The organism is Sphingobacterium sp. SGR-19 (genome assembly GCF_011043555.1).
GTDB lineage: Bacteria > Bacteroidota > Bacteroidia > Sphingobacteriales > Sphingobacteriaceae > Sphingobacterium.
In genome coordinates, this window is the sequence record NZ_JAAKGS010000010.1 from 53,463 (window position 1) to 72,532 (window position 19,070).

The 19,070-nt window shown below is 43.6% G+C and carries 16 protein-coding genes; 4 read left to right on the forward strand and 12 right to left on the reverse strand.

Annotated features, from left to right (window positions below; all coding sequences use genetic code 11):
* Positions 1-6: 6 nt before the first annotated feature.
* The 7 genes from G5B43_RS16675 to G5B43_RS16705 form a co-directional block, all read right to left on the reverse strand.
* Positions 7-1,491 (reverse strand): glycoside hydrolase family 30 protein, encoded by a 1,485-nt coding sequence (locus G5B43_RS16675; protein ID WP_165295940.1) that lies wholly within the window; start codon positions 1,489-1,491, stop codon positions 7-9.
* A gap of 7 nt (positions 1,492-1,498) precedes the next feature.
* A complete protein-coding gene (locus tag G5B43_RS16680) occupies positions 1,499-2,572 on the reverse strand; it encodes a glycoside hydrolase family 26 protein (RefSeq protein ID WP_206367402.1) in 1,074 nt (357 codons plus the stop codon).
* A gap of 25 nt (positions 2,573-2,597) precedes the next feature.
* Positions 2,598-3,788: a glycoside hydrolase family 26 protein gene (locus tag G5B43_RS16685; RefSeq protein WP_206367403.1), complete on the reverse strand. Its 1,191-nt coding sequence runs from the start codon at positions 3,786-3,788 to the stop codon at positions 2,598-2,600.
* 10 nt (positions 3,789-3,798) lie between these two features.
* The gene (locus G5B43_RS16690; RefSeq protein ID WP_165295941.1) at positions 3,799-4,740 is read right to left on the reverse strand and encodes a hypothetical protein; all 942 of its coding nucleotides are present in this window, start codon (positions 4,738-4,740) and stop codon (positions 3,799-3,801) included.
* A gap of 11 nt (positions 4,741-4,751) precedes the next feature.
* Entirely contained in the window at positions 4,752-6,284 is a 1,533-nt protein-coding gene (locus G5B43_RS16695) for a RagB/SusD family nutrient uptake outer membrane protein (protein ID WP_165295942.1), read from the reverse strand.
* An 18-nt stretch (positions 6,285-6,302) separates the two neighbouring features.
* Positions 6,303-9,365: a SusC/RagA family TonB-linked outer membrane protein gene (locus tag G5B43_RS16700; protein WP_165295943.1), complete on the reverse strand. Its 3,063-nt coding sequence runs from the start codon at positions 9,363-9,365 to the stop codon at positions 6,303-6,305.
* A gap of 223 nt (positions 9,366-9,588) precedes the next feature.
* Entirely contained in the window at positions 9,589-10,467 is an 879-nt protein-coding gene (locus G5B43_RS16705) for an AraC family transcriptional regulator (RefSeq protein WP_165295944.1), read from the reverse strand.
* Positions 10,468-10,706: 239 nt separating this feature from the next.
* Between G5B43_RS16705 and G5B43_RS16710 the strand changes: the two genes are divergently transcribed.
* From G5B43_RS16710 to G5B43_RS16720, 3 genes are all read left to right on the forward strand, one after another.
* Positions 10,707-12,317 (forward strand): family 43 glycosylhydrolase, encoded by a 1,611-nt coding sequence (locus tag G5B43_RS16710; RefSeq protein WP_165295945.1) that lies wholly within the window; start codon positions 10,707-10,709, stop codon positions 12,315-12,317.
* A gap of 166 nt (positions 12,318-12,483) precedes the next feature.
* Positions 12,484-12,756 carry a hypothetical protein gene (locus tag G5B43_RS16715; RefSeq protein WP_165295946.1) on the forward strand — a complete coding sequence of 91 codons (273 nt, stop codon included), beginning with the start codon at positions 12,484-12,486 and terminating at the stop codon, positions 12,754-12,756.
* 95 nt (positions 12,757-12,851) lie between these two features.
* A complete protein-coding gene (locus G5B43_RS16720; protein ID WP_165295947.1) occupies positions 12,852-14,375 on the forward strand; it encodes an FAD/NAD(P)-binding protein in 1,524 nt (507 codons plus the stop codon).
* Between the two features lie 42 nt (positions 14,376-14,417).
* Here the strand turns inward: G5B43_RS16720 and mgrA are convergent, their stop codons facing one another.
* Positions 14,418-15,449, reverse strand: a complete 1,032-nt coding sequence (gene mgrA, locus G5B43_RS16725) for an L-glyceraldehyde 3-phosphate reductase (protein WP_165295948.1) — start codon at positions 15,447-15,449, stop codon at positions 14,418-14,420.
* Positions 15,450-15,698: 249 nt separating this feature from the next.
* Positions 15,699-16,262: an AAA family ATPase gene (locus G5B43_RS16730; protein WP_165295949.1), complete on the reverse strand. Its 564-nt coding sequence runs from the start codon at positions 16,260-16,262 to the stop codon at positions 15,699-15,701.
* 304 nt (positions 16,263-16,566) lie between these two features.
* Between G5B43_RS16730 and G5B43_RS16735 the strand changes: the two genes are divergently transcribed.
* The gene (locus G5B43_RS16735) at positions 16,567-17,181 is read left to right on the forward strand and encodes an MCP four helix bundle domain-containing protein (protein ID WP_165295950.1); all 615 of its coding nucleotides are present in this window, start codon (positions 16,567-16,569) and stop codon (positions 17,179-17,181) included.
* A gap of 24 nt (positions 17,182-17,205) precedes the next feature.
* Here the strand turns inward: G5B43_RS16735 and G5B43_RS16740 are convergent, their stop codons facing one another.
* The 3 genes from G5B43_RS16740 to G5B43_RS16750 are packed head-to-tail and all read right to left on the reverse strand — an operon-like array spanning position 17,206 to position 18,938.
* Positions 17,206-17,961, reverse strand: coding sequence for a YoaK family protein (locus G5B43_RS16740; protein WP_165295951.1), 756 nt, complete (start codon positions 17,959-17,961; stop codon positions 17,206-17,208).
* Complete coding sequence (locus tag G5B43_RS16745; RefSeq protein ID WP_165295952.1) at positions 17,945-18,433, reverse strand: hypothetical protein; 489 nt, start codon at positions 18,431-18,433, stop codon at positions 17,945-17,947. The genes G5B43_RS16740 and G5B43_RS16745 overlap by 17 nt, the downstream gene beginning before the upstream one ends.
* Positions 18,426-18,938: a hypothetical protein gene (locus G5B43_RS16750; RefSeq protein WP_165295953.1), complete on the reverse strand. Its 513-nt coding sequence runs from the start codon at positions 18,936-18,938 to the stop codon at positions 18,426-18,428. Before G5B43_RS16750 ends, G5B43_RS16745 begins: the two co-directional genes overlap by 8 nt.
* Between the last annotated feature and the right edge of the window lie 132 nt (positions 18,939-19,070).

Below are 19,070 nucleotides of genomic sequence, written 5' to 3' on the forward strand. Positions count from 1 at the left end.
TACGTATTAAATAGGCCATACATAGGTTGCAATAGCTCCGGCAGCTAAAGGAAGGTTAACAAACCGACCCTGGTATTGAATCTTTACACTCCGGTCAGTAAAAGAATTATTCGCAACAATGAGTACAATCTTCCCCTCAGGTGTCTTAAATGCCACATTCGGCAATACGTTACCCTGTGCGATGGAAGTCGCCCTTGTAATTTCAGCATTTTCCTCATCTGTCGTTAAATTGACGACCGCATCAAATGGACCATTCGACTGTATGCGCACGGAACCCGGAGGCACAAATTTGGAAGCTTGCGCTATAACATGGAAGGCTACATTTTTGGAGACTACGTCGCCATCCAGTGTAAGGGCACCTTGACAGATAGAACAGCCCCCATTATCGGTATGTGGGTCATTATTGGGATCTGCAGCAAGATTCCATAAAATAAGGTTCTTACTCCAATTGCGCATGGTTCCTATCACCAAACGTTCTACTTGATAGGCCATATTCATGATCGGCACATCACTGTTCTGAATGACCATCTGCTCTGTAAAATAAATATTCTTATCCGGTCGTGCCTGATGAACAAGGGACATGGTACTTATATCGCCACCGTAATGATGAAACCCTGAACCATCCACATATCCGTCCAGCTCCATATCATTTAATAAGGCTAAGGGATAATCCGGCCGGTCGCAGTTATGATCAAAAAGTACAATTTTTGTTTCCGGTGCGTTTTTGTCAAAAAGAGGCCCAAGGTGATCGCGCAAAAATATACGCATCTCTGGCACCGTAATAGGCATACTAGGCGTATTTCTTGAATTCAACGGCTCATTTTGTACTGTAATCGCGTCGATCACAATCCCTTCGTTTTCCATTTCTTGCACATAACGCAATAGATATTTTGCATATACCGCATAGTATTCTGATTTTAGCGAACCTCCTTGCACCTTTCCGTTGGTTTTCATCCATGTCGGTGCCGACCAGGGAGAAGCCATTATTTTTAATGTCGGATTAATGGCTAAAATTTCCTTTAGTACGGGAATGATATCATCGTAATCATGTCCTAAGCTAAATTTTTTCAGATCTATATCCGTCTCGCCATCTCTTAAATCGTTATAGGAATACACAAATCGATTGAGGTCCGAAGCGCCGATACTTAAGCGTAGGTAACTGATCGAAACATCATTCGTTCCTTTGTCAAATAACTCTTTCAATAAAGCAGAACGCGAAGATGGATGCATTTTATGAAGCAACTCTGCGCTTCCACCCGTCAATGCAAAGCCGAAGCCATCAATCTCCTGAAACGTCTGTCGTCCGTCTACTACAATCGGAAAATGTCTTCCATCGTTTTTCCCGAAGAGCTGAATAGGCTGCACTTCCAGTAGTGCCGAACCGTCGGCTTTAGAAATCCAACTTCTTACGCCAGGCTGCTGCGCAAAACTGGAGGACATCCATACAAAAGTTATCAAGTAGAGCAAAAGTGGTATATTCCTTATTTTCATACGATCACTATTTAAATATTGTACTATTAAGTTCTTTCAATAGCAGTACCCGATCAGAACCATACACGTCTTTGATGGTTTCGATGCTATTGTGCTCAAATACGAGCTCAGACCAGCCCATAAAGAAAATCCAATCCTTTTGCTCCTGCAATACAGCCACGGAGGGTAGTTTTTGACATTCGCCTATGCCCATCGGTTTTCCGTTGGCAACCCGTTTGATGGTCTCATATTTTTCGTTCGAAAATCCAGAGCCATCATCGTATACATCCAGGGAGACGATATCCCAGTATTGATCCCCCGGATTGTATAGATCCGCGTCCTTGTCCAAGGATGGAAAATCCTGAATATTCCACACCCATAATAAGTTGTCCAGTCCCTTCTCTTTTACCATGTAATCATGTACCCAGCGGTAAAGTTTAACAGTACCCTCTTCACCCTGTCGGCCGCCCCACCAGAATTTACCCTGGTTCATTTCGTGAAATGGTCTGAACAGGACGACCACTTTATTATCTTTCAATCGCTGAAGATGGACCGCTACTTCCTCCATCATTGTAATGAATTGCGTATGGATGGTTGTTCCTTCGTTAAAAAGCTCTTCCCACTGTGTATCCGTCAATGTGCTCAACACCCCTTTTCCGTCATCCCAGGCGCAGGGTTGCCCGTTTGCAGGATTACAGGCGTGCCACATGATATTGACTATTGCACCGTTTTTAAACTGTTTGATTGCTTCGTTAATCATGGTTTCGCGGTGTTCAATGTTCTCCTTCTGGAATAAGAAATCTCCGCTCCACAACGCAGGGTAATCACCCACCACCTTCTGTACGGCATCGGTCCATTGCGCGGGATTACTGTTTGGTTCCCGATTGTGGATACCACCGAGCACATAGTTTGATTTAATGTCGGATAGTAATTTCAGTATACGGGTTTTCTCTACCTCGATCGTAACCGAGTTGGAATCCACCGTTTGCATTATTGTCGAATCACCTTGTTTTGCGGTCGATCCATTACCGCCACCACAAGCCGAAAGACTTATTAAGGCCGCTGCGACCAATCCTTGATAATATGGTTTTCCTTTCACCATGCATATATTTTAGTTTAAAAATTCGTTAATTAACCGTCACATTATCCGCTAACACATACATATTGGGCAAATCTTTGGAGAATAAACTCACCGAGCTTCGATAAAGCACCTTGAAATCTTCCGTCGAACTATGCCCTTTCCACGGTCCATAAAAGTGGAAACCTTCCTTCAAGGGGTCGTACGCATTCCGCCACATCACCACCATGCTCACCTGTTTACCAATCAACGGCGTCAGTATTTCCTTTGTCCAATATTCTGTGTGCGGAGCGCCTCCATTTCGTATACCTTCAATTCCTACTTCTGTTACACCACAGGGTTTGAGCTTTTCTTTTGACAAATCCTGTAGTGCCCTAAGATTAGATTGAAAAGCCTGTGTGTTGGTGCCATGATAGCAATCCATTCCAATAAAATCCACAAAGTCGTCTCCCGGCCAGCGGAATAACAGCTCCGCCCGGCCACCTACGTTATCCCGTTGCGGGGAAATCGCATAAATGAAGTTGTGCACCCCTTTCACCTCCTTTAGATAGTTTAAGGTGAATTTCCATAGTTGAATAAATTCATCATTTGTTGTACACTTGCTTCCCCACCAAGACCATTGCTGCGTGTGTTCGTGAAAAGGTCTGTAAATAATTGGAATCAGTTTTCCCTGCTCATCTTTAAGCGACAAGGCAAATTCGGCTAAGTTATCCAGCCATTGCTTAAATTTCACGTTTGTGGCGCTACCTTCCTGTAGAATCTGTTTGGCCACATCGTCGGATGAGTTGTCCCACGAATCCCCTCCTGTAAGGGGATTATTCAGGTGGCATACTGCCGTAATCACCTCGCCACGCTTGCGTGCTTCCAAAATTGTCCTTTTCCGTGCGGCATTCAACGTAGATGTCGCTCTGCGGTCATCCATCACTTCAGCAAAGTCCACGCTGAATACAGCCGGATAGTCTTCCACTATTTCGTATACGTCTGACCGACCCGGTTCGTTCATCCATTCGCGACCATAAATCAACGCATCATGGTGCCCAAACATAAAACCTTTGCTCTGTATTCGCCAGAGCTGCGAATAAAGCGCTTTCGTCTCTGACGTAGCACTTTTATCAAATAAGCTCAATGACACTGCCTCATCGTTGCCCTTGTCATCATCGATGATATCGTCTTTCGATTTTCCGCACCCTATGGTAACCATCAGCAGAAAGGCAAAACTTAAAATCGTACTCTTGTTCATAACCTGCTATTTAGTTTTGTTTTTTTACTTCAATCCAATATCTTCTCGGCTTTTTAACAAATTTGTCGTAATCCGAGTAAATGGCGTCCCAATCATCTGTCCCATTTAAGGCGAAAGCAAAAGCATTATGCTGTATCGTCTTGGTCAAATTATTACCTAAATTCTCCGTCGTAGCACCTAAGAAAGAGCAGTTCACACGTGTTCCATCCGCGAAGATCAATGTAAGTACATCCGTTGTGTAATCCCGTTCCCATGTTCCTTCACCTTTCGGCAATTTCCGATAAAAGTGATTCACGTCGGTCCGCGGATCAAGGATATAGGTAAAATCCGCATAATGACCATCAGCTCCAGCATCATTTATAAAATCCCCTGTTGTTCTACCAGTAGGCGTTACACCGGTCAGGGTAAAGGTTAACTTATTATCCAGCTCTACTTGAGGGCCATTCGTAGCCGACCAAATCCAAGGCTTGCTCGTTAATGACAGTACGGCACCACCTCCATATTCAGGACCCGTTCCGCCATATACGACTAAATCTGTGATATCGTATGTTCCGGTGATGGTTTCCTCAAATGGCTCCACTTCGATCTCCCATTCCCTCGTTTCTCCCGTTTCTGCGGTTACTTGATATTTAAACTTATAGTCGTTTGTCAAAAAATTAACCTGTTCTCCCGAATTCGGAGAAACCGAAGCTCGGTATGATTGCTGGATAATCGGACGCACGTTAGAAAAATCTGTATGCTCTTCCACCAATACCTTTACCTTCACCTTTCCCGCTGTGCGGTCTACCACCGCTGCTCCAATCTGGGTGAACCCCTCGCCCATTGTAAAGTTCTCGATAGACTTTTCGTTGCTTTTAACACCATCATAAGGATCTTTCTGACATCCCATAAAAAGCCCAAGCAATACTAGAACTGTCAGTGTTGCTTTTATTTTTATTGTTTTCGATTTCATGGTTAACATACTTAAGGTTGTATTAAAGGATTTGAGTCAATTTCACGTTGTGGGATAGGAAAGAAATAAGCGCCGGATGTGATGCTTTTCCCATACTTCTCCACCAGTACCTTCTCCATACTATTCGTACGACGAAGGTCGAATAGCCTATTTCCTTCAAAAGCCAATTCAAATGCGCGCTCCTCAACAATGGCCTCTCTAAATGCAGCGGGCGAAAGATTCGGAGTCAATGGCCCTAAGCCCGCACGGTTGCGGATCTTATTCACGGCAGCATAGGCTTCGGTAGTGGGGCCAGCAGATTCGGCATACACCAGTAAGATATCCGAATAACGAATTACCGGCGAGTTAGTACTCATCTTGTCTGCATCCCGTAAAGGATCTATAAACTTTCGGGTAAACGGACGTGAAAAATCGTTTATTCCAAACTGGATAACGTTGCCGTCGGGGTTAATTACTTCCGAAACAATCAGGTCTGTTTTTCGTTTATCACTCGCATTATAACTGTTATAATGATGCGCCTCCATCTGGAAGTGATTCCATCCTCGGCCTATATTGATCGTCTCCGTATTCGGATCACTTGGGTTATACGGAATCGTCATGACAAAGCCCGGATCTGGCAGAAACATATTGGGTAATTTGGAATAGTTACCTTCCCGTTCACCGGAACGGTCTACTGCTGCGTCGAAGATATGCTCCGAAACCGCCGCATTTTTATACACTTCCGTATTCCATATATCCGGGAGGACATCGGTAAAATTAAACACCTGTTGATCGTTAATTACTTTACCTGCATAACGCAGTGCCTCATTATACATCTCATCACTATTGGCAACGAAATCATAACCAACCGAGCCCGAAGCCTTAGCGGAGGCCAAATGCAAATACACTTTTGACAATAAGGCCTGTGCTGCAACTCGATTTGCGCGACCTTCAAAATTTTTCGCCGCAGACATCAGTTCTTCGCCCCTTTTCAAATCGGCAATAATGACATCGTAGACATCGGAAATGCTGGACTTTGCCACCGGTATCTGTTCTGCTTCGACCAAAGGCTCCAAACGAAGAGGCACTTCACCAAATAAACGAACCAGGTTAAAATTATGCAACGCACGCAGGAAATACCCCTCACCGATAATTTGATTGCGATCTGCATCCGGCATATTCGGAACGTTCGGTACATTTGTAATGACGGCATTGGCTCTTGCAATTCCCCGGTACATATAGGTCCAGAGGTTATCAAGGTCGGAATTCGTCGACGTGGTGCGCAACTGCTCTAGTTCGAAGTTTGCCTGCCCAGCGTCTGATTTTGCCGTGAGGTTTTCCGTCGGCAGCTCTGTAATGATGTAATAACCTCGCGAGTAATATCCTACTTCGGGCAATATCGCATAGGCATATATCAGACCTGATAAGGCATCATCTGCGGTTTTATAGAATGAATTCGAATTCACGATACCATAGGGTTCTTCTGTCAATTTCGAGCACGACAGAAAAGTGCTACTTGCTATGCCCGCTAGGCAAATGCCAGCTATAATTTTATTCATTTTCATGTCTTATTGAAATTTAGGTTAAAAGCCTACTGATACGCCAAAAGAGTAGGCTCGGGGGCGTGGGTAATTACCCCAATTTATCCCGTCTAAACCTACCTCCGGATCAAATCCTTTATTGAATTTCGTAATCGTCAACAAATTATTTCCCGATGCATACAACCGGATATTGCTAATCCCTTTAATGATGCCGGGTCTAAGGTTATAACCCAGTGTTACATTCTGAAGACGTAGGAATGATCCATCTTCTACAAAGAAATCAGATGCTTTATACCCTCTTGTGTTATTTGCACGTGGATAGAGATTGCTTGGATTATCCGGCGTCCAGCGTTGCACTTGCCTACTAGGCGTCATCTTCTGCAAATCAAACACATCATTACCATACACGCCATAAAACTGCGCATTTAGGTCGAAACGCTTATAGGAAACTGAGGTATTAAAACTATAGATAAAATTCGGGGTCGGATCGCCTATAACGACGCGATCATATGTCGGATCGATCGTACCGTCGGGGTTACCATCCGCACCAGCAATATCAACATACTTGATCTCACCCGGGATCGCTTCTGCTCCTGTAAGTCCGGCTTCTATCCCCTCTTCTAACGATTGGATAATACCGTCGGAGCGATAACCGTAAAAGGCATACATCGGCTGTCCGATAATAAAGTGATTCACATTTTGACGTACCATTTCGATCAACGATCCGGTCACAACACGGTCGCTTTCGCCCATGGCGACTACTTTATTTCTATTCAATGCGAAGTTACCGCCTATAGACCAGCTTAATTCCTCCCGTTGAATAATACCTGCATTAAATCCCAACTCAAAGCCACGGTTACTGATTTCTCCATCATTGACCCATTGTTGGTCAAAACCTGATGAAGGCGAGATGGTACGTGTGCGTAATAAATCTTTTGTATGCTTATCATAATAATCTAGGGTTAACGTAAAGCGTTGGTTCATAAAACCAATGTCTAACCCCAAATCGTAAGAAGTCGTCGTCTCCCATCGCAAGCTTTTGTTTCCTAAACCGCCGACAATGGTTAACCCCTGCTCATTGTTTGCTCCTGCCAATCCCGGGCCAAAGCCTGTCATAAAACCATTCTGTGCGCCAACGTAATAGCGTTCCGAGCCAAATCTATCCAAGGTTTGATAAGGTGAAATACCTTGATTACCCGTCAGACCATAGCTGGCACGTAATTTCAGTTCGGAGAATGCGTTCAGATCTTTGATAAAGGATTCCTCATTTAATTTCCACGCCACGGCAGCCGAGGGAAAGAAAGCCCATTTGTTATTTTCACCGAATTTTGTCGATCCATCTGCACGCCCCGTAACCGTAAATAAATACTTATCCAACAAAGCATAATTCGCCCTACCGAACCAGGAATGTAAGGTAGACGCCGACAGGCCATTATTGAGTACCTTCGTTTTCGCGCTGTTTAGATTTTCGTTCTGCAAGTTGTCGTTCACGAAGTTCATCCCCATCAGATTGCTCGTGCGCGTCCGTGAATTTTGGAGCGAGAACCCACCCACAACATTCAAACGATGGGCATCGTTGAATGTCTTATCTATAGTCAAATAATTCTCGTTGACCAATTCATTGTTATTATAGTTGTTAATTGCGCCATACCCGGTATTCTCGTACCCTCGAAATGTAACATTTGCTGGCTCATACACATCACCGATCGAATTCCCATATTTCGTGCTAAGCTGCGTTCTGAACTGCAACCAATCGGTGAGCTTTGCGGAAACGAATACAGTTCCTAGCACATCTATCGTCTTCGACTTATTGAGTACCTCATTTGCTATGGCGATAGGGTTACCGAAATCCATAGCCGATGTACGGAAGTAATTTCCATTTTCGTCATATACCGGAAATATTCTTGAACGGCCGGCGCTCAAGTTCTGACCTGTATTATTTGTATAGGTTAATATAATATTTGTTCCAGCAGAGATTGCATTCGTCAATTTCTGATCTAGGTTCAGCCGTCCTGTATATTTGTCGTACGCGTTTTTTATGGCGAGCCCTTCTTCTTTATAATAATTACCCGACATCGAATATTTGGTATTCTCTGCACCGCCATCTATACCCAGCGTATAGTTTTGTGAAAAAGGATTGCGGTATACCAGATCTACCCAGTCGGTATTTGTGGCCCATTGTGGCTTATTGGGATCGAGGCCACGGAGTTCGGCGATGGACGGAAAATACACACCACTCCGCACTTCTCCAAGATACGGCAACTGGCTAAGTGGGGTGCCACCATTAAGTGCCGCCTCATTGGCATAAACAGCTTCTTCGATACCATCACGCCAAAGATCCGGCTTTACGGATAGCGTAGACACCGTATTTAAGGTGTTCAACGATATCCGCGGCGTACCCGCACGTGCTTTCTTCGTTGTCACCATGATGACACCATTGGCACCTCGTGAACCGTAAATTGCTGCCGATGACGCATCTTTCAACACCTCAATCGATTCAATATCCTCCGGATTGATTTGCTTTAGATCTCCCGCGTCCCCCCAAGGAAAGCCATCGACAACTACTAAAGGCGCATTTGAACCACTTAAGGAACTGTTTCCTCGGATTCGAACTGTCGCTCCAGCACCAGGTTGTCCACTTGATATGGCTACCTGTACACCAGGAATCTTACCTTGCAGCAACTGGTCCACTGACGAAGCGGGCGTCTTGTTTAAATCGCTCCCTTTTAATGTCGCAACAGCGCCGGTTAAGTCACTCTTTTTCACGCCTCCATACCCCACTACGACGACATCGTCTAGATCTAGCGATGTACTCAGGAGCACCGCATCTATGGTAGACCGATTATTGACGGAAATCTGTTGTGATTGCAACCCTAAAGAACTGAAAGACAATACATTTCCCTGGTCAGAAACAGTGATTTCATAAGTACCCTCGTCATTTGTGGTGGCAGTGTAAGCTCCTGATTTGACCGTGACGCCCGGGAGTGGGTGCCCTTCGTTGTCTCTTACTACACCAGACACCATACGGTTTTGGGCGAACGCGAGCTGGACCGCAAAAAGCACACTCCAAAAAATAGCGCAGGTTCTTAGTAAACTTTTTCTCATTGTATTAACATTTAGATTTATACATTACTTATTTAGGCTACTTGTAATCCGTCTCGATCGGTAAGCCGGATTCCAAATTGGTTAGCCCCAAGCTTTAGACAAAGATATTCCAAAGCAAGCTATTGAAAGCAATACTATTTTAGCCAATTATTATACTAAAAATAGTAAAAAGGCTATTTTAAATTCATGTAGCCCACAAAAAGATATATATTATTTTAACTGTTTATATAAAAATACGGCTACCGCTAAAGTTTACGCGGTATTCGGAGGGGGTACAATTTTTTTTTCGTTTAAAAGCTCTGTTAAAATTGGATATGTTATTAAAACCACATAAGTAACATATTTCAGCTACCGTATTGCTGGTTTCTATCAACATGCGTGTAGCATGCCCTAGCCTGATTTCGTTGAGGTTATCAATAAAGGTTTTCCCCGTCCTTTTCTTAATAAATCGGGAAAATGAAACTTCAGACATATTCACCTGATCAGCGACTTCCTTGAGTGTGAGTAAAGTGCTATAATTCTTGTTCATAAACGCAAAAGCTGCGTCAAGTCTTCTGCTCCGATAATTTAGGCTTTTGTCCAGCAACATATCTCCTTCTACCAGTGTCTTGGTATCGTTGCTGACTGACAACTCCCGTAAAATCAGCATAAACTTAATAACGGAGTCGAAACCTATCGTTTTATGGAGTGTGAGGATTTCAGGAGCAACTTTTTCGACTGTATCCTTCGAAAACTTAATGCCAAAGCGGCTAGTTTCAAACATTCGCTTGATGAAATTCAATTGGTTTTTATTCAGAAAATGTTCACTAAAAAGATCTTGGTTCCATTGTACAGTGACTTCTACAATTTTCTTTGCAGCACAACGATGGTTAAACCAGCCGTGGGGAAGGTTGGGACCGGTAAGCACCAGTTCAAAATCATCAATTTCTTCCATCCTGTCCCCCACTATGCGCCGCGCTCCCTTGGCGTGCAGGATCATGTTTAATTCATATTCCTCATGGTAATGATAGGGAAAATCAAACTTTTCCTTTTCTCTATGGAATACGGTAAAACATTCTGTTTCCCGTAAAGGCGTTACTTCTTTGATCGCGTTATGGTTCATACTATCAGGAATACAATCATCGAAAATAAAAAGTAAAAACGGAAATTCATAACGCAAATAATTCAATTCATCTCACCTTAATCTGGAGAAGGAATGGAGAGATCATCCATTTTCCGAAATATGACTTTATGTGCGGCCTGGGATAGATCTCTCCAAAAAGATACAGGATGGCGCATGTTGCCCGCTGAAATTCAATGTGCTATTTTAGGCATCGGTAAACCTTCAGTAAATCTAATTGCATGCGCACATTGATCAAAACATTATTTATCTCGGTCTTGTTATTACTTATACTCAAAACTGTTAAAAGCCAGACCGACACTGCTTCCAAAGGATTCCTACCTATTACAAACGATGTATTTTGGGATACGAAAGATGAACATCCTATCTACAGTCAGGGCGGCGGTATATTTAGGTTTAAAGATCCTGAAAGCGGGATCGAGAAATATTACTGGTATGGTGCGCAATACAGAGAATCAGCATTATATCGTAATGACCCATCGGTTACCCCGCCACGCGACAATTTTGTTTCTGTAACCTGTTACACTTCTACCGACCTGAAAAACTGGGAATCAAAAGGAGACGTCCTTACGCGAGATGAAATGGACAACCATCAGCATACCCGGTGGGCGGGGCGTTTAGGTGTAGCCTACATCCCAGAAATCAACAAATATACGCTATTTATTCAGCACAATACCGAGGTATTGGTAACAGTTGCAGACAGCCCTAACGGTCCCTTTACATGGCACCAACGTATCAATATGGAAGATATGATCGGAACATCCAATACGGGGGATCAAACGGTGTTTACGGATGAAGATACCGGCACCTCTTATCTGGTTTATTCCTATGGAAAGGGGCGTCATAAGATTTATATTTCGGAAATAGGTGTGAAAGACGGAAAAGTTGGCTTGTTAGACTGCACGCAAGTTTACAAAGGCGCCGGTCGTGAAGGAAACTGTATGTTTAAGTATAATGGTAAATATTATCTGTTCGCGTCCAATCTTTACGGCTGGGATTCCTCCTATGCCTATTATCTCGTGGCCGACGATATTAGGGGCCCTTATACGCCTACTAATGAGATGTTGGTCTTACGCGGATCAGAAGCGGACTACGCACATGTGACCCAGACCGGTTTTTTTGTCAAAGTCAAAGGGAGCAAGCAGGAGACCGTGATTTATTGCGGTGACCGATGGGCTAATTTTGCCGGCAATGGCCTCGGTTACAACCAATGGTGTCCCCTGTCGTTCGATGGCGACACCCCGTATTTCAATTCGCTCAGCGCATGGAACCTGAATCCGACCACTGGCGAGTGGACGGTGGGCAAGGGGAATAATTATATAAAAAATGGGAGCTTCGAGGCCGACCGCCGCAGGATCCCGAGCCCGGTCAAACCCGTACAGGAACAACTGCTGGGATGGGCTACAACGATCGTCGAGGGTACGAAGCTATCTGTCAGCGACTCCACGTCTCCCAGCCTAAACTATTTTAACACACGGCAGGATCGACAAGCCGTGATCGGCGAAAAAAGCCTCCAGATTAGTGATGTCGTTAATTTTAAACGCAAAATCATGCAAACGGTCGAATCCGGCCCCTACATCGAATTGGAAGACGGATACTATACCTTAACGGCAAAAATTAAAAACAGTAATGGGTTTCCCCGCTTGGAGATGTATGCTGAAAGTGATAGTCATATCGTGAAGAAACCAATATCTAGGTCGAATGAAACTTGGACTACAATTAAAATCGAAAAGATACCCGTTAGAAACGGACGTGTTGACATTGGGTTCGTGGCTGAAGGAAACGCCGGCGCATTTTGCTATGTAGACGATATATCACTGATTAAAAATTAAGTTCCTGCTATTGAAAAACAATACTATGTCTGCCTTGGCTGTGGCATTGTACTCCTGTGTGCAAAACAACACTATTGGTTTACGTGTTATACTTTAAACTGTGATTAGTATGAAAGATAACGAAATATCAACAGGTCAGCCCAGGCGATTTTCAAACCGGAACATTATGATGCCCCTTATTTGGAGCAATATCATCGTTTCGGCGTTATTGTTGTTTTACCATCTTATCCATATTTTCTTTCCGGGGAGTATATTGGCTAAAGTGATGGGCGGAATAGGGGAAATTTTCTCTTTTTTTGTGTTCATCTTTGTCGCGGTATCGCTGTTAATCCTTGTTTCCAAGTTGCTAACCAAGAGTCGGGAATATTTCTATCCATATATGTTTGCGGTGTTAGTGACGATAATTATCGTTTTTGCGTTACCGTATTTGGTTGGCTAATACCGCCGGGGAGGAATGATGGCTCAGTTTACCGTGCACAAGCCGATATAGGATTGGCACAGCAGCATTTTAAACGGGAAAGATTAAAAAGGGATATGAGCAATATACGCAAAAAAACGATTGCTATTGTAGGGTCTGGTGCAAGTGGAACGGCGTGCTTTTTACAGATTATCTTAAAATATATCGTGGAGGGCAAGGATTCGCCATTGGAGATCAGGCTATTCGAAAAACGGGACACCTTCGGGGAAGGGTTAGCGTTCGGCACGGGTCAGGAAGGGCATCTTCTGAACACGAAGGCTGGGCTCATGGGGATTTTCCCCCATGAAAGGCTGCATTTCGTCCAATGGATGCATCAAAACCGGGACATGATTGCTCGGGATTTTCCCCAGGTGAGCATACATCCTGATGCTTATCCACCACGCATGCTTTTTGGACGGTATGTACGAACCATATTGGAGGAGTATTGTGCCATAGCCGGAGCACATGGCATTGTGGTGCACCTTTGCCGAAGTGAGGTCGTCGATGCGACGATAAAAAGAAACAATACGCTGGCTATAATAACGGAAAAGGGCGAAAAATACACGGTGGATTATGCGATTCTTGCGACGGGAAATCCGGCGTCAAGCACTTTTCATAAATTACACAAGCATCCACGTTTTTTTGATTCACCTTGGCCGTCCAGTCGTATTCTTTCTACCATAACCAATAAGCAGGCGCGCGTCAGTATCGTAGGCAGTAGCCTGACGGCCATCGATGCCCTGATTACGTTGATAGATAATGGACACACGGGACCAATCACGTTTTTCTCGTTAAGTGGCCTGCTGCCTCGGGTACAACCGCCAGTGCAAGTATCATATGAGCGGAAAGTGTTCACCCTGGCTAACGTGCGTAAATCGATCCGCGAGAAACGAAAGCCGTTACGCCTAACGGATTTAATCCGCATGTTTCGGTCTGAAGCAGAGAGCTACTTAGCTCAACCTATTGACTGGGCCGCAGAAGAACGTACCGGAAAGGATCCTTTGGCGTTACTTGATCAGGATATTCGGCTGGCAACTGGCGAATCATGTTTGTTACAAAATATTCTTTACTCACTACGTGATGAAACGTATGCCCTATGGAGATTGCTTCCGGTAGACCAAAAGGAGCTTTTCTTGCGTTGGATGAAGCCTCACTTTGACATCAACAGACACGCCATACCGATTGAAAACGGCATAAAAATTGGCGAAGTTTTACGGTCTGGCCAACTCACGGTTATCGGCAATACTGATGACATTTCTTGGAAAAATGATCGGTTCTTACTAAAGACCGCCGACGGAATAGAAAAGGAAGCAGACTTCGTGATTAATGCCTCGGGACCAACCGTAGCCGTACAGAAACTGATTGACCAACCTCTACTTCCTAATCTTCTTAAAAAAGGGTACATCGAGGAGCATCCTATCGGCGGTATCTTAGCTGATTTGGATACGCTACGTGTGGAAACTTCCAGCCGAAAACGACCTTCGCCCCTCTATGTAATAGGCCATCAACTCGCCGGATTACAACTGGATATCAACTCCCTATGGTTTAATGTGGAGCAAGCCGACTTACTGACTGGGGATCTTCTAAAGCACATCCGTTAAGGTATGTACGCTGCGGAGTGTTCCAGTAGACGAGCTAGCTACCTAGTCCAGCTCTGCCGATCTTGCCCAAATATTCAACCCACTATCGGTCGCAAAACGATCTATCTCGATGAGTTCGGCTTCGTTAAAGTCTAGATTATTTAACGCACCTACGCAATCGACAACTTGTTCTGGTCGACTTGCGCCAATAAGGGCGGATGTAATTTGCTTTTTCTTCAGAACCCAAGCGATCGCCATCTGTGCAAGGGTTTGACCACGCCCTTCAGCGATATGATGCAATGCACTTATCTTTTCTAGATTTTCTTTGCTGAGAAAATTTGGGTTTAAAGATTTGCCTTGACTGGCGCGGCTATCTTGTGGTACATCTGTGAGATACTTGGTGGTGAGCATTCCTTGGGCAAGTGGCGAAAACACGATGGATCCTACCCCCAACTCGTCCAACGTGTCGATCAGACCATCTTCTTCAATCCAACGATTGAGCATGGAATAGCTTGGTTGATGTATAAGACATGGTGTCCCAAGCTCATTAAGTATAGCAACAGCTTCTCTTGTACGCCGACTATTGTAGGAAGAAAGCCCTACATATAGTGCTTTTCCGGATCGAACAATCTGATCGAGTGCTTGCATGGTTTCTTCCAAGGGCGTATCAGGATCAAAGCGGTGGGAATAGAATATATCGACGTATTCGAGTCCCATTCGCTTGAGGCTCTGATCGCAACTCGCTATGAGATATTTCTTACTGCCCCATTCACCATAGGGGCCTGGCCACATATCATAGCCAGCCTTCGTTGAAATGACAAGTTCATCCCGTAGACCGGCAAAATCCTCTTTTAATATCCTACCGAATGCTAATTCTGCCGATCCCGGTGGGGGGCCGTAATTGTTCGCAAGATCGAAGTGGGTAACACCGAGATCAAATGCCGTCCGGCAAATCTGCTGCTTGAGATGGTGAGGCTTGTCGTCACCGAAATTGTGCCATAGCCCTAGCGATACTGCTGGAAGTTTTAAACCGCTATTACCGCATTTGTTATAGACCATTTGCTGGTATCTATCTGAGTTCGGAGTATAACGCATAGGCTGCTTTTTTTGTTTTTTATCTGTTATTGCCTACTAATATAAGTATATAAACTTAAACCTCGGAGGCGAAAACCCGATTTAAGAACTAAGCGGTAATCGACCCATTGAAAATACGTTGTACTTCGGAAAAAGGAAACAATCTCTATTTATGGATGAGATAGAATGGATAGAAAAAGTTTTGATAGATGAATTTAAAAAGTTTGCAAATGCGTATTGATTTCTTTGGTTTCACCGGCATTTTTCGCATTAAGGTCGATGCGAACCGGTCTTTGTTTGGTTTATGATAAATTGCTGTCTCTCTAGTACGGACACTTTCGGTACCTCGATGACATTGTAACCGTATTCCCGATAAGTCTCTTTCATTTTGTCGAAGGTAAATAAAGCTTCCTTCCAAGATTGTTTTCGTTCGTTATCGGTTTTGTAAATCGCCTGCCAAGGTGGAAGAATAAAGACATCCCTATTGTATACGCATTTATAGACTATATCGACCGTCTCCTTAGTTACGGGTATGTTTTCCATATGCATATAACAAACCGCATCCAAAATGCCGCGGTCAAAATATACGGGTTCCTGAAAATTCGTGCTTTTGATTTCCCCGTACGCTCTTACAGATGCATCGAGCATCAATTGAGCATATAATGCTTTGCTCTTCCACGGCACACCATCACCGCCGATGGCCTCCTGTTCTTTAATAATTCTTCTGGCTTCTTCTTCTACGGTTAGAAAGCCTGTTTGTCTAAGCGCATGGATAAGGGTTGTTTTCCCGACGCCCGGGCCACCACTAATTATATAAAAATTGCTTTTTGTCATTTTGTATTATGTTGAACATTGATAAATCTCGAAGTCTCGTTTAAAGCGTAGGGGTGCTACCTTGGTTCATCGACGTGCGAGCACGGAAGTAATAGCAAATATACAAAATAATCTCCGTCTGGCCGTAACAGCATCTAACTGCGTTGACAGGTTGAGACGGTAGTCTATCGAACTTCAAGATTACAGGTGAATCAACGGGGTACATCGGCTCAATATTTTTTGTAAAAAAGCAAAGGAACAGCAAATAATTCCTTAAATTGCTTACTTTATAAACCGAAGAGGTGGAATCTCTAAACTGAGGGTTATGTGGACATTTGCGATTAAACAGAAAATGACGGCGGCTATATTGTTGTTCAGTGTGATTGGGCTAGTCATGTTAACCAATATGCGTGAACAACGGATCGCTACGCGGATAAGCGCCGCAGTTACTTCTATTTACGAAGACCGATTGGTTGTCGCACAGTACATCCTGCGATTATCAAAACAAATGGAGGGCATCATCACCGTCTTGGAAAAGGAAAGGGGTATGGATTCGCACATAAACCGACACCTCGCAGACGTTGCCGCGGTAAATGAATTATATGAAAAGACGATACTTACCGAAACGGAAAAAGCGAATTTCGAGACTTTTAAACAGCTGTGTCAGGCGATATCCGTAAACAATAAAATCGGTAACTCTCCCGCAGCACTAATGGCCGCGCGCCAAGCCGAAGAAACATTACAGACACTATCCTCGATACAAGTGGAGGAAGGAAAAAATCAACTAGATGATGTACTTAGCATGACTAATTTTTCCAACATATTATCGTACTTGGAGCTAGCTATTCTCATCATCATCGCGATCATCCTCCAAATGCTTGTGTTTGCATCAAAGACTATAATAGGCGCCAAGAAGCCGAAACATGAACATATGAATTAACGGTTAAGATAGACACCTCGCTTTTTACGAATCTTGAACAAGAACCTCTCTTTTTCTTCTTTCGAATAGACGCTTTACCCTTCCTATTTTATAAAAATCATAAAATGCGATGACCATTAAAATAACACATGTTAGATAGAAGACGCCGTTTTGAAAGTACAGATAGCCAATGCCGCCAAACAATCCCCCAGCCACGTAACTCATCATAATAGAAAGAAGCAGGTGGAATTTGTTCACCAAACCTTGATTATGTCTGTTTTCACGTTTACTGAACATCGAGACCAAAATAGCGAGGTCAGTCGTGAGCCCTGTAAGATGCGTCGTTTTCACAACCGAATTGGATATACTCGCCGTTAGGCCATTTTGCAATCCCATAGCGAATAGTAAGGCTCCTACAAGAATTTCTGTTTCTTTTAAGGAGTTTTGGTAAAAAAATTCCAAATAAATCCCAACAAACAGAATACTTAACAGCTCCAGAATAACAGGAATCGCATGCGATATATATTGACTCCACCGCCCCTTGCCTTGAATAATCACCAGATTTGAAAGGAAACTCCCTAGAAAAAACAAGGTTATCCATAGCAATACGACCGCTCCCTGATACCAATTCCCTTTACTAACCTCTTGTGCGAGTACGGCGTAGTATCCGGTTATATTAGATGTAAAAGCAAAAAAAACGGTCACGGACGTGACATTGACCATCCCGGCTGAAAAGGCCGTCAACGCGCCCAATTTTACGTTGTCGGATTGTGTTCTATGGTTACTATATTTTCTCAGCATACTGGTTTGAGTATTCCTTTCTTTCCAAAACAATTTCTATAATACCTTTGACTTGCAAATCAAAATTTAAATGCAAAACTAACTTGCGGTCGTTGATTTGTTGAATTTGAAAACTTTCGATCGTTCTTCCGTCTCTACGTAGTTCTAAAACGTGGCCGCGACCTTTGATAAACCATTCTATAGAATCACTTTTCGCAGAGGATGGGGATTTCAAACTGCCATCCTTTTCAAATCTCCAAATGCCTAGATGTAAATCTTCTACATTCCGCAGAATCTCCTTCTTTAACCCCGATTGTACCTGTAATTCTTCAACTGGACTCGCGTTGTCTTTCTCCAGTCGCCAATCGGTTTCGACCCAATCTCCCGCGATTAGACGTTCGGGGCTTTCAGCGTGTCTAATAACTAAGGATGCGCCAATCAGCAATATGGCAAGCAACAGGTAGTTTAATTTCACTAACACATCTCTATTCATAGTTAAACCTCCATTCTTTTCGAAAGAAAAAGCTGTCCAACGTATCCTGTGCCTGTAATTTTTCTTCCCCCATATTAACCGTTACGATTTTTGGAACATTAGCCGGTTCCATCGTATTCATCAGCTCGACGATATCAAAACAGTTCCCTAGATACTTAAATTCGAATGCGTCAGGTAACACAATCTGCGTAAGTTGACGGCCCTTTAAGTAATTGCGTACATAGCGTTTATTTTTTGAAATCATCAAATCGGAATACATCTCTACTATTTTATCCTCAAATCGAGACCTTATGATCTCACAGCCTTTGAGAAAATCTTCCTTTTGCATTTCGGCGAGATGATCGTCCAATGTGAATCCCAATAGCATACCAATGGATTCACCTAGATTATACCCACAAGCAAGTACTAGCTCGACTTGCTGATGATCACTGCTTTCTAGATACTCCAGAACGATTCGCAGGGAGTTGACGGTAAAATCTGTTGGGATAAGCACGCGTTGTATCATTGACTTCGTATTGTTTGGATACAAATGTAAGTCAGCCACATAGCAACCGCATGAAACACCAATTAGAATTCCATTAAACTTTTCAAGCGGAAATTAAAATGAGATTAAAAGAAAATCGTGAGATTAAAAAGG

Coding starts and splice junctions, on each gene's coding strand:
- G5B43_RS16705 (WP_165295944.1), bottom strand. CDS start 10,467: ATGAACCATAACGCGATCAAAGAAGTAACGCCTTTACGGGAAACAGAA.
- G5B43_RS16695 (WP_165295942.1), bottom strand. CDS start 6,284: ATGAAAATGAATAAAATTATAGCTGGCATTTGCCTAGCGGGCATAGCA.
- G5B43_RS16750 (WP_165295953.1), bottom strand. CDS start 18,938: ATGATACAACGCGTGCTTATCCCAACAGATTTTACCGTCAACTCCCTG.
- G5B43_RS16710 (WP_165295945.1), top strand. CDS start 10,707: ATGCGCACATTGATCAAAACATTATTTATCTCGGTCTTGTTATTACTT.
- G5B43_RS16685 (WP_206367403.1), bottom strand. CDS start 3,788: ATGAACAAGAGTACGATTTTAAGTTTTGCCTTTCTGCTGATGGTTACC.
- G5B43_RS16690 (WP_165295941.1), bottom strand. CDS start 4,740: ATGAAATCGAAAACAATAAAAATAAAAGCAACACTGACAGTTCTAGTA.
- mgrA (WP_165295948.1), bottom strand. CDS start 15,449: ATGCGTTATACTCCGAACTCAGATAGATACCAGCAAATGGTCTATAAC.
- G5B43_RS16700 (WP_165295943.1), bottom strand. CDS start 9,365: ATGAGAAAAAGTTTACTAAGAACCTGCGCTATTTTTTGGAGTGTGCTT.
- G5B43_RS16680 (WP_206367402.1), bottom strand. CDS start 2,572: ATGGTGAAAGGAAAACCATATTATCAAGGATTGGTCGCAGCGGCCTTA.
- G5B43_RS16730 (WP_165295949.1), bottom strand. CDS start 16,262: ATGACAAAAAGCAATTTTTATATAATTAGTGGTGGCCCGGGCGTCGGG.
- G5B43_RS16715 (WP_165295946.1), top strand. CDS start 12,484: ATGATGCCCCTTATTTGGAGCAATATCATCGTTTCGGCGTTATTGTTG.
- G5B43_RS16735 (WP_165295950.1), top strand. CDS start 16,567: ATGTGGACATTTGCGATTAAACAGAAAATGACGGCGGCTATATTGTTG.
- G5B43_RS16720 (WP_165295947.1), top strand. CDS start 12,852: ATGAGCAATATACGCAAAAAAACGATTGCTATTGTAGGGTCTGGTGCA.
- G5B43_RS16745 (WP_165295952.1), bottom strand. CDS start 18,433: ATGAATAGAGATGTGTTAGTGAAATTAAACTACCTGTTGCTTGCCATA.
- G5B43_RS16675 (WP_165295940.1), bottom strand. CDS start 1,491: ATGAAAATAAGGAATATACCACTTTTGCTCTACTTGATAACTTTTGTA.
- G5B43_RS16740 (WP_165295951.1), bottom strand. CDS start 17,961: ATGCTGAGAAAATATAGTAACCATAGAACACAATCCGACAACGTAAAA.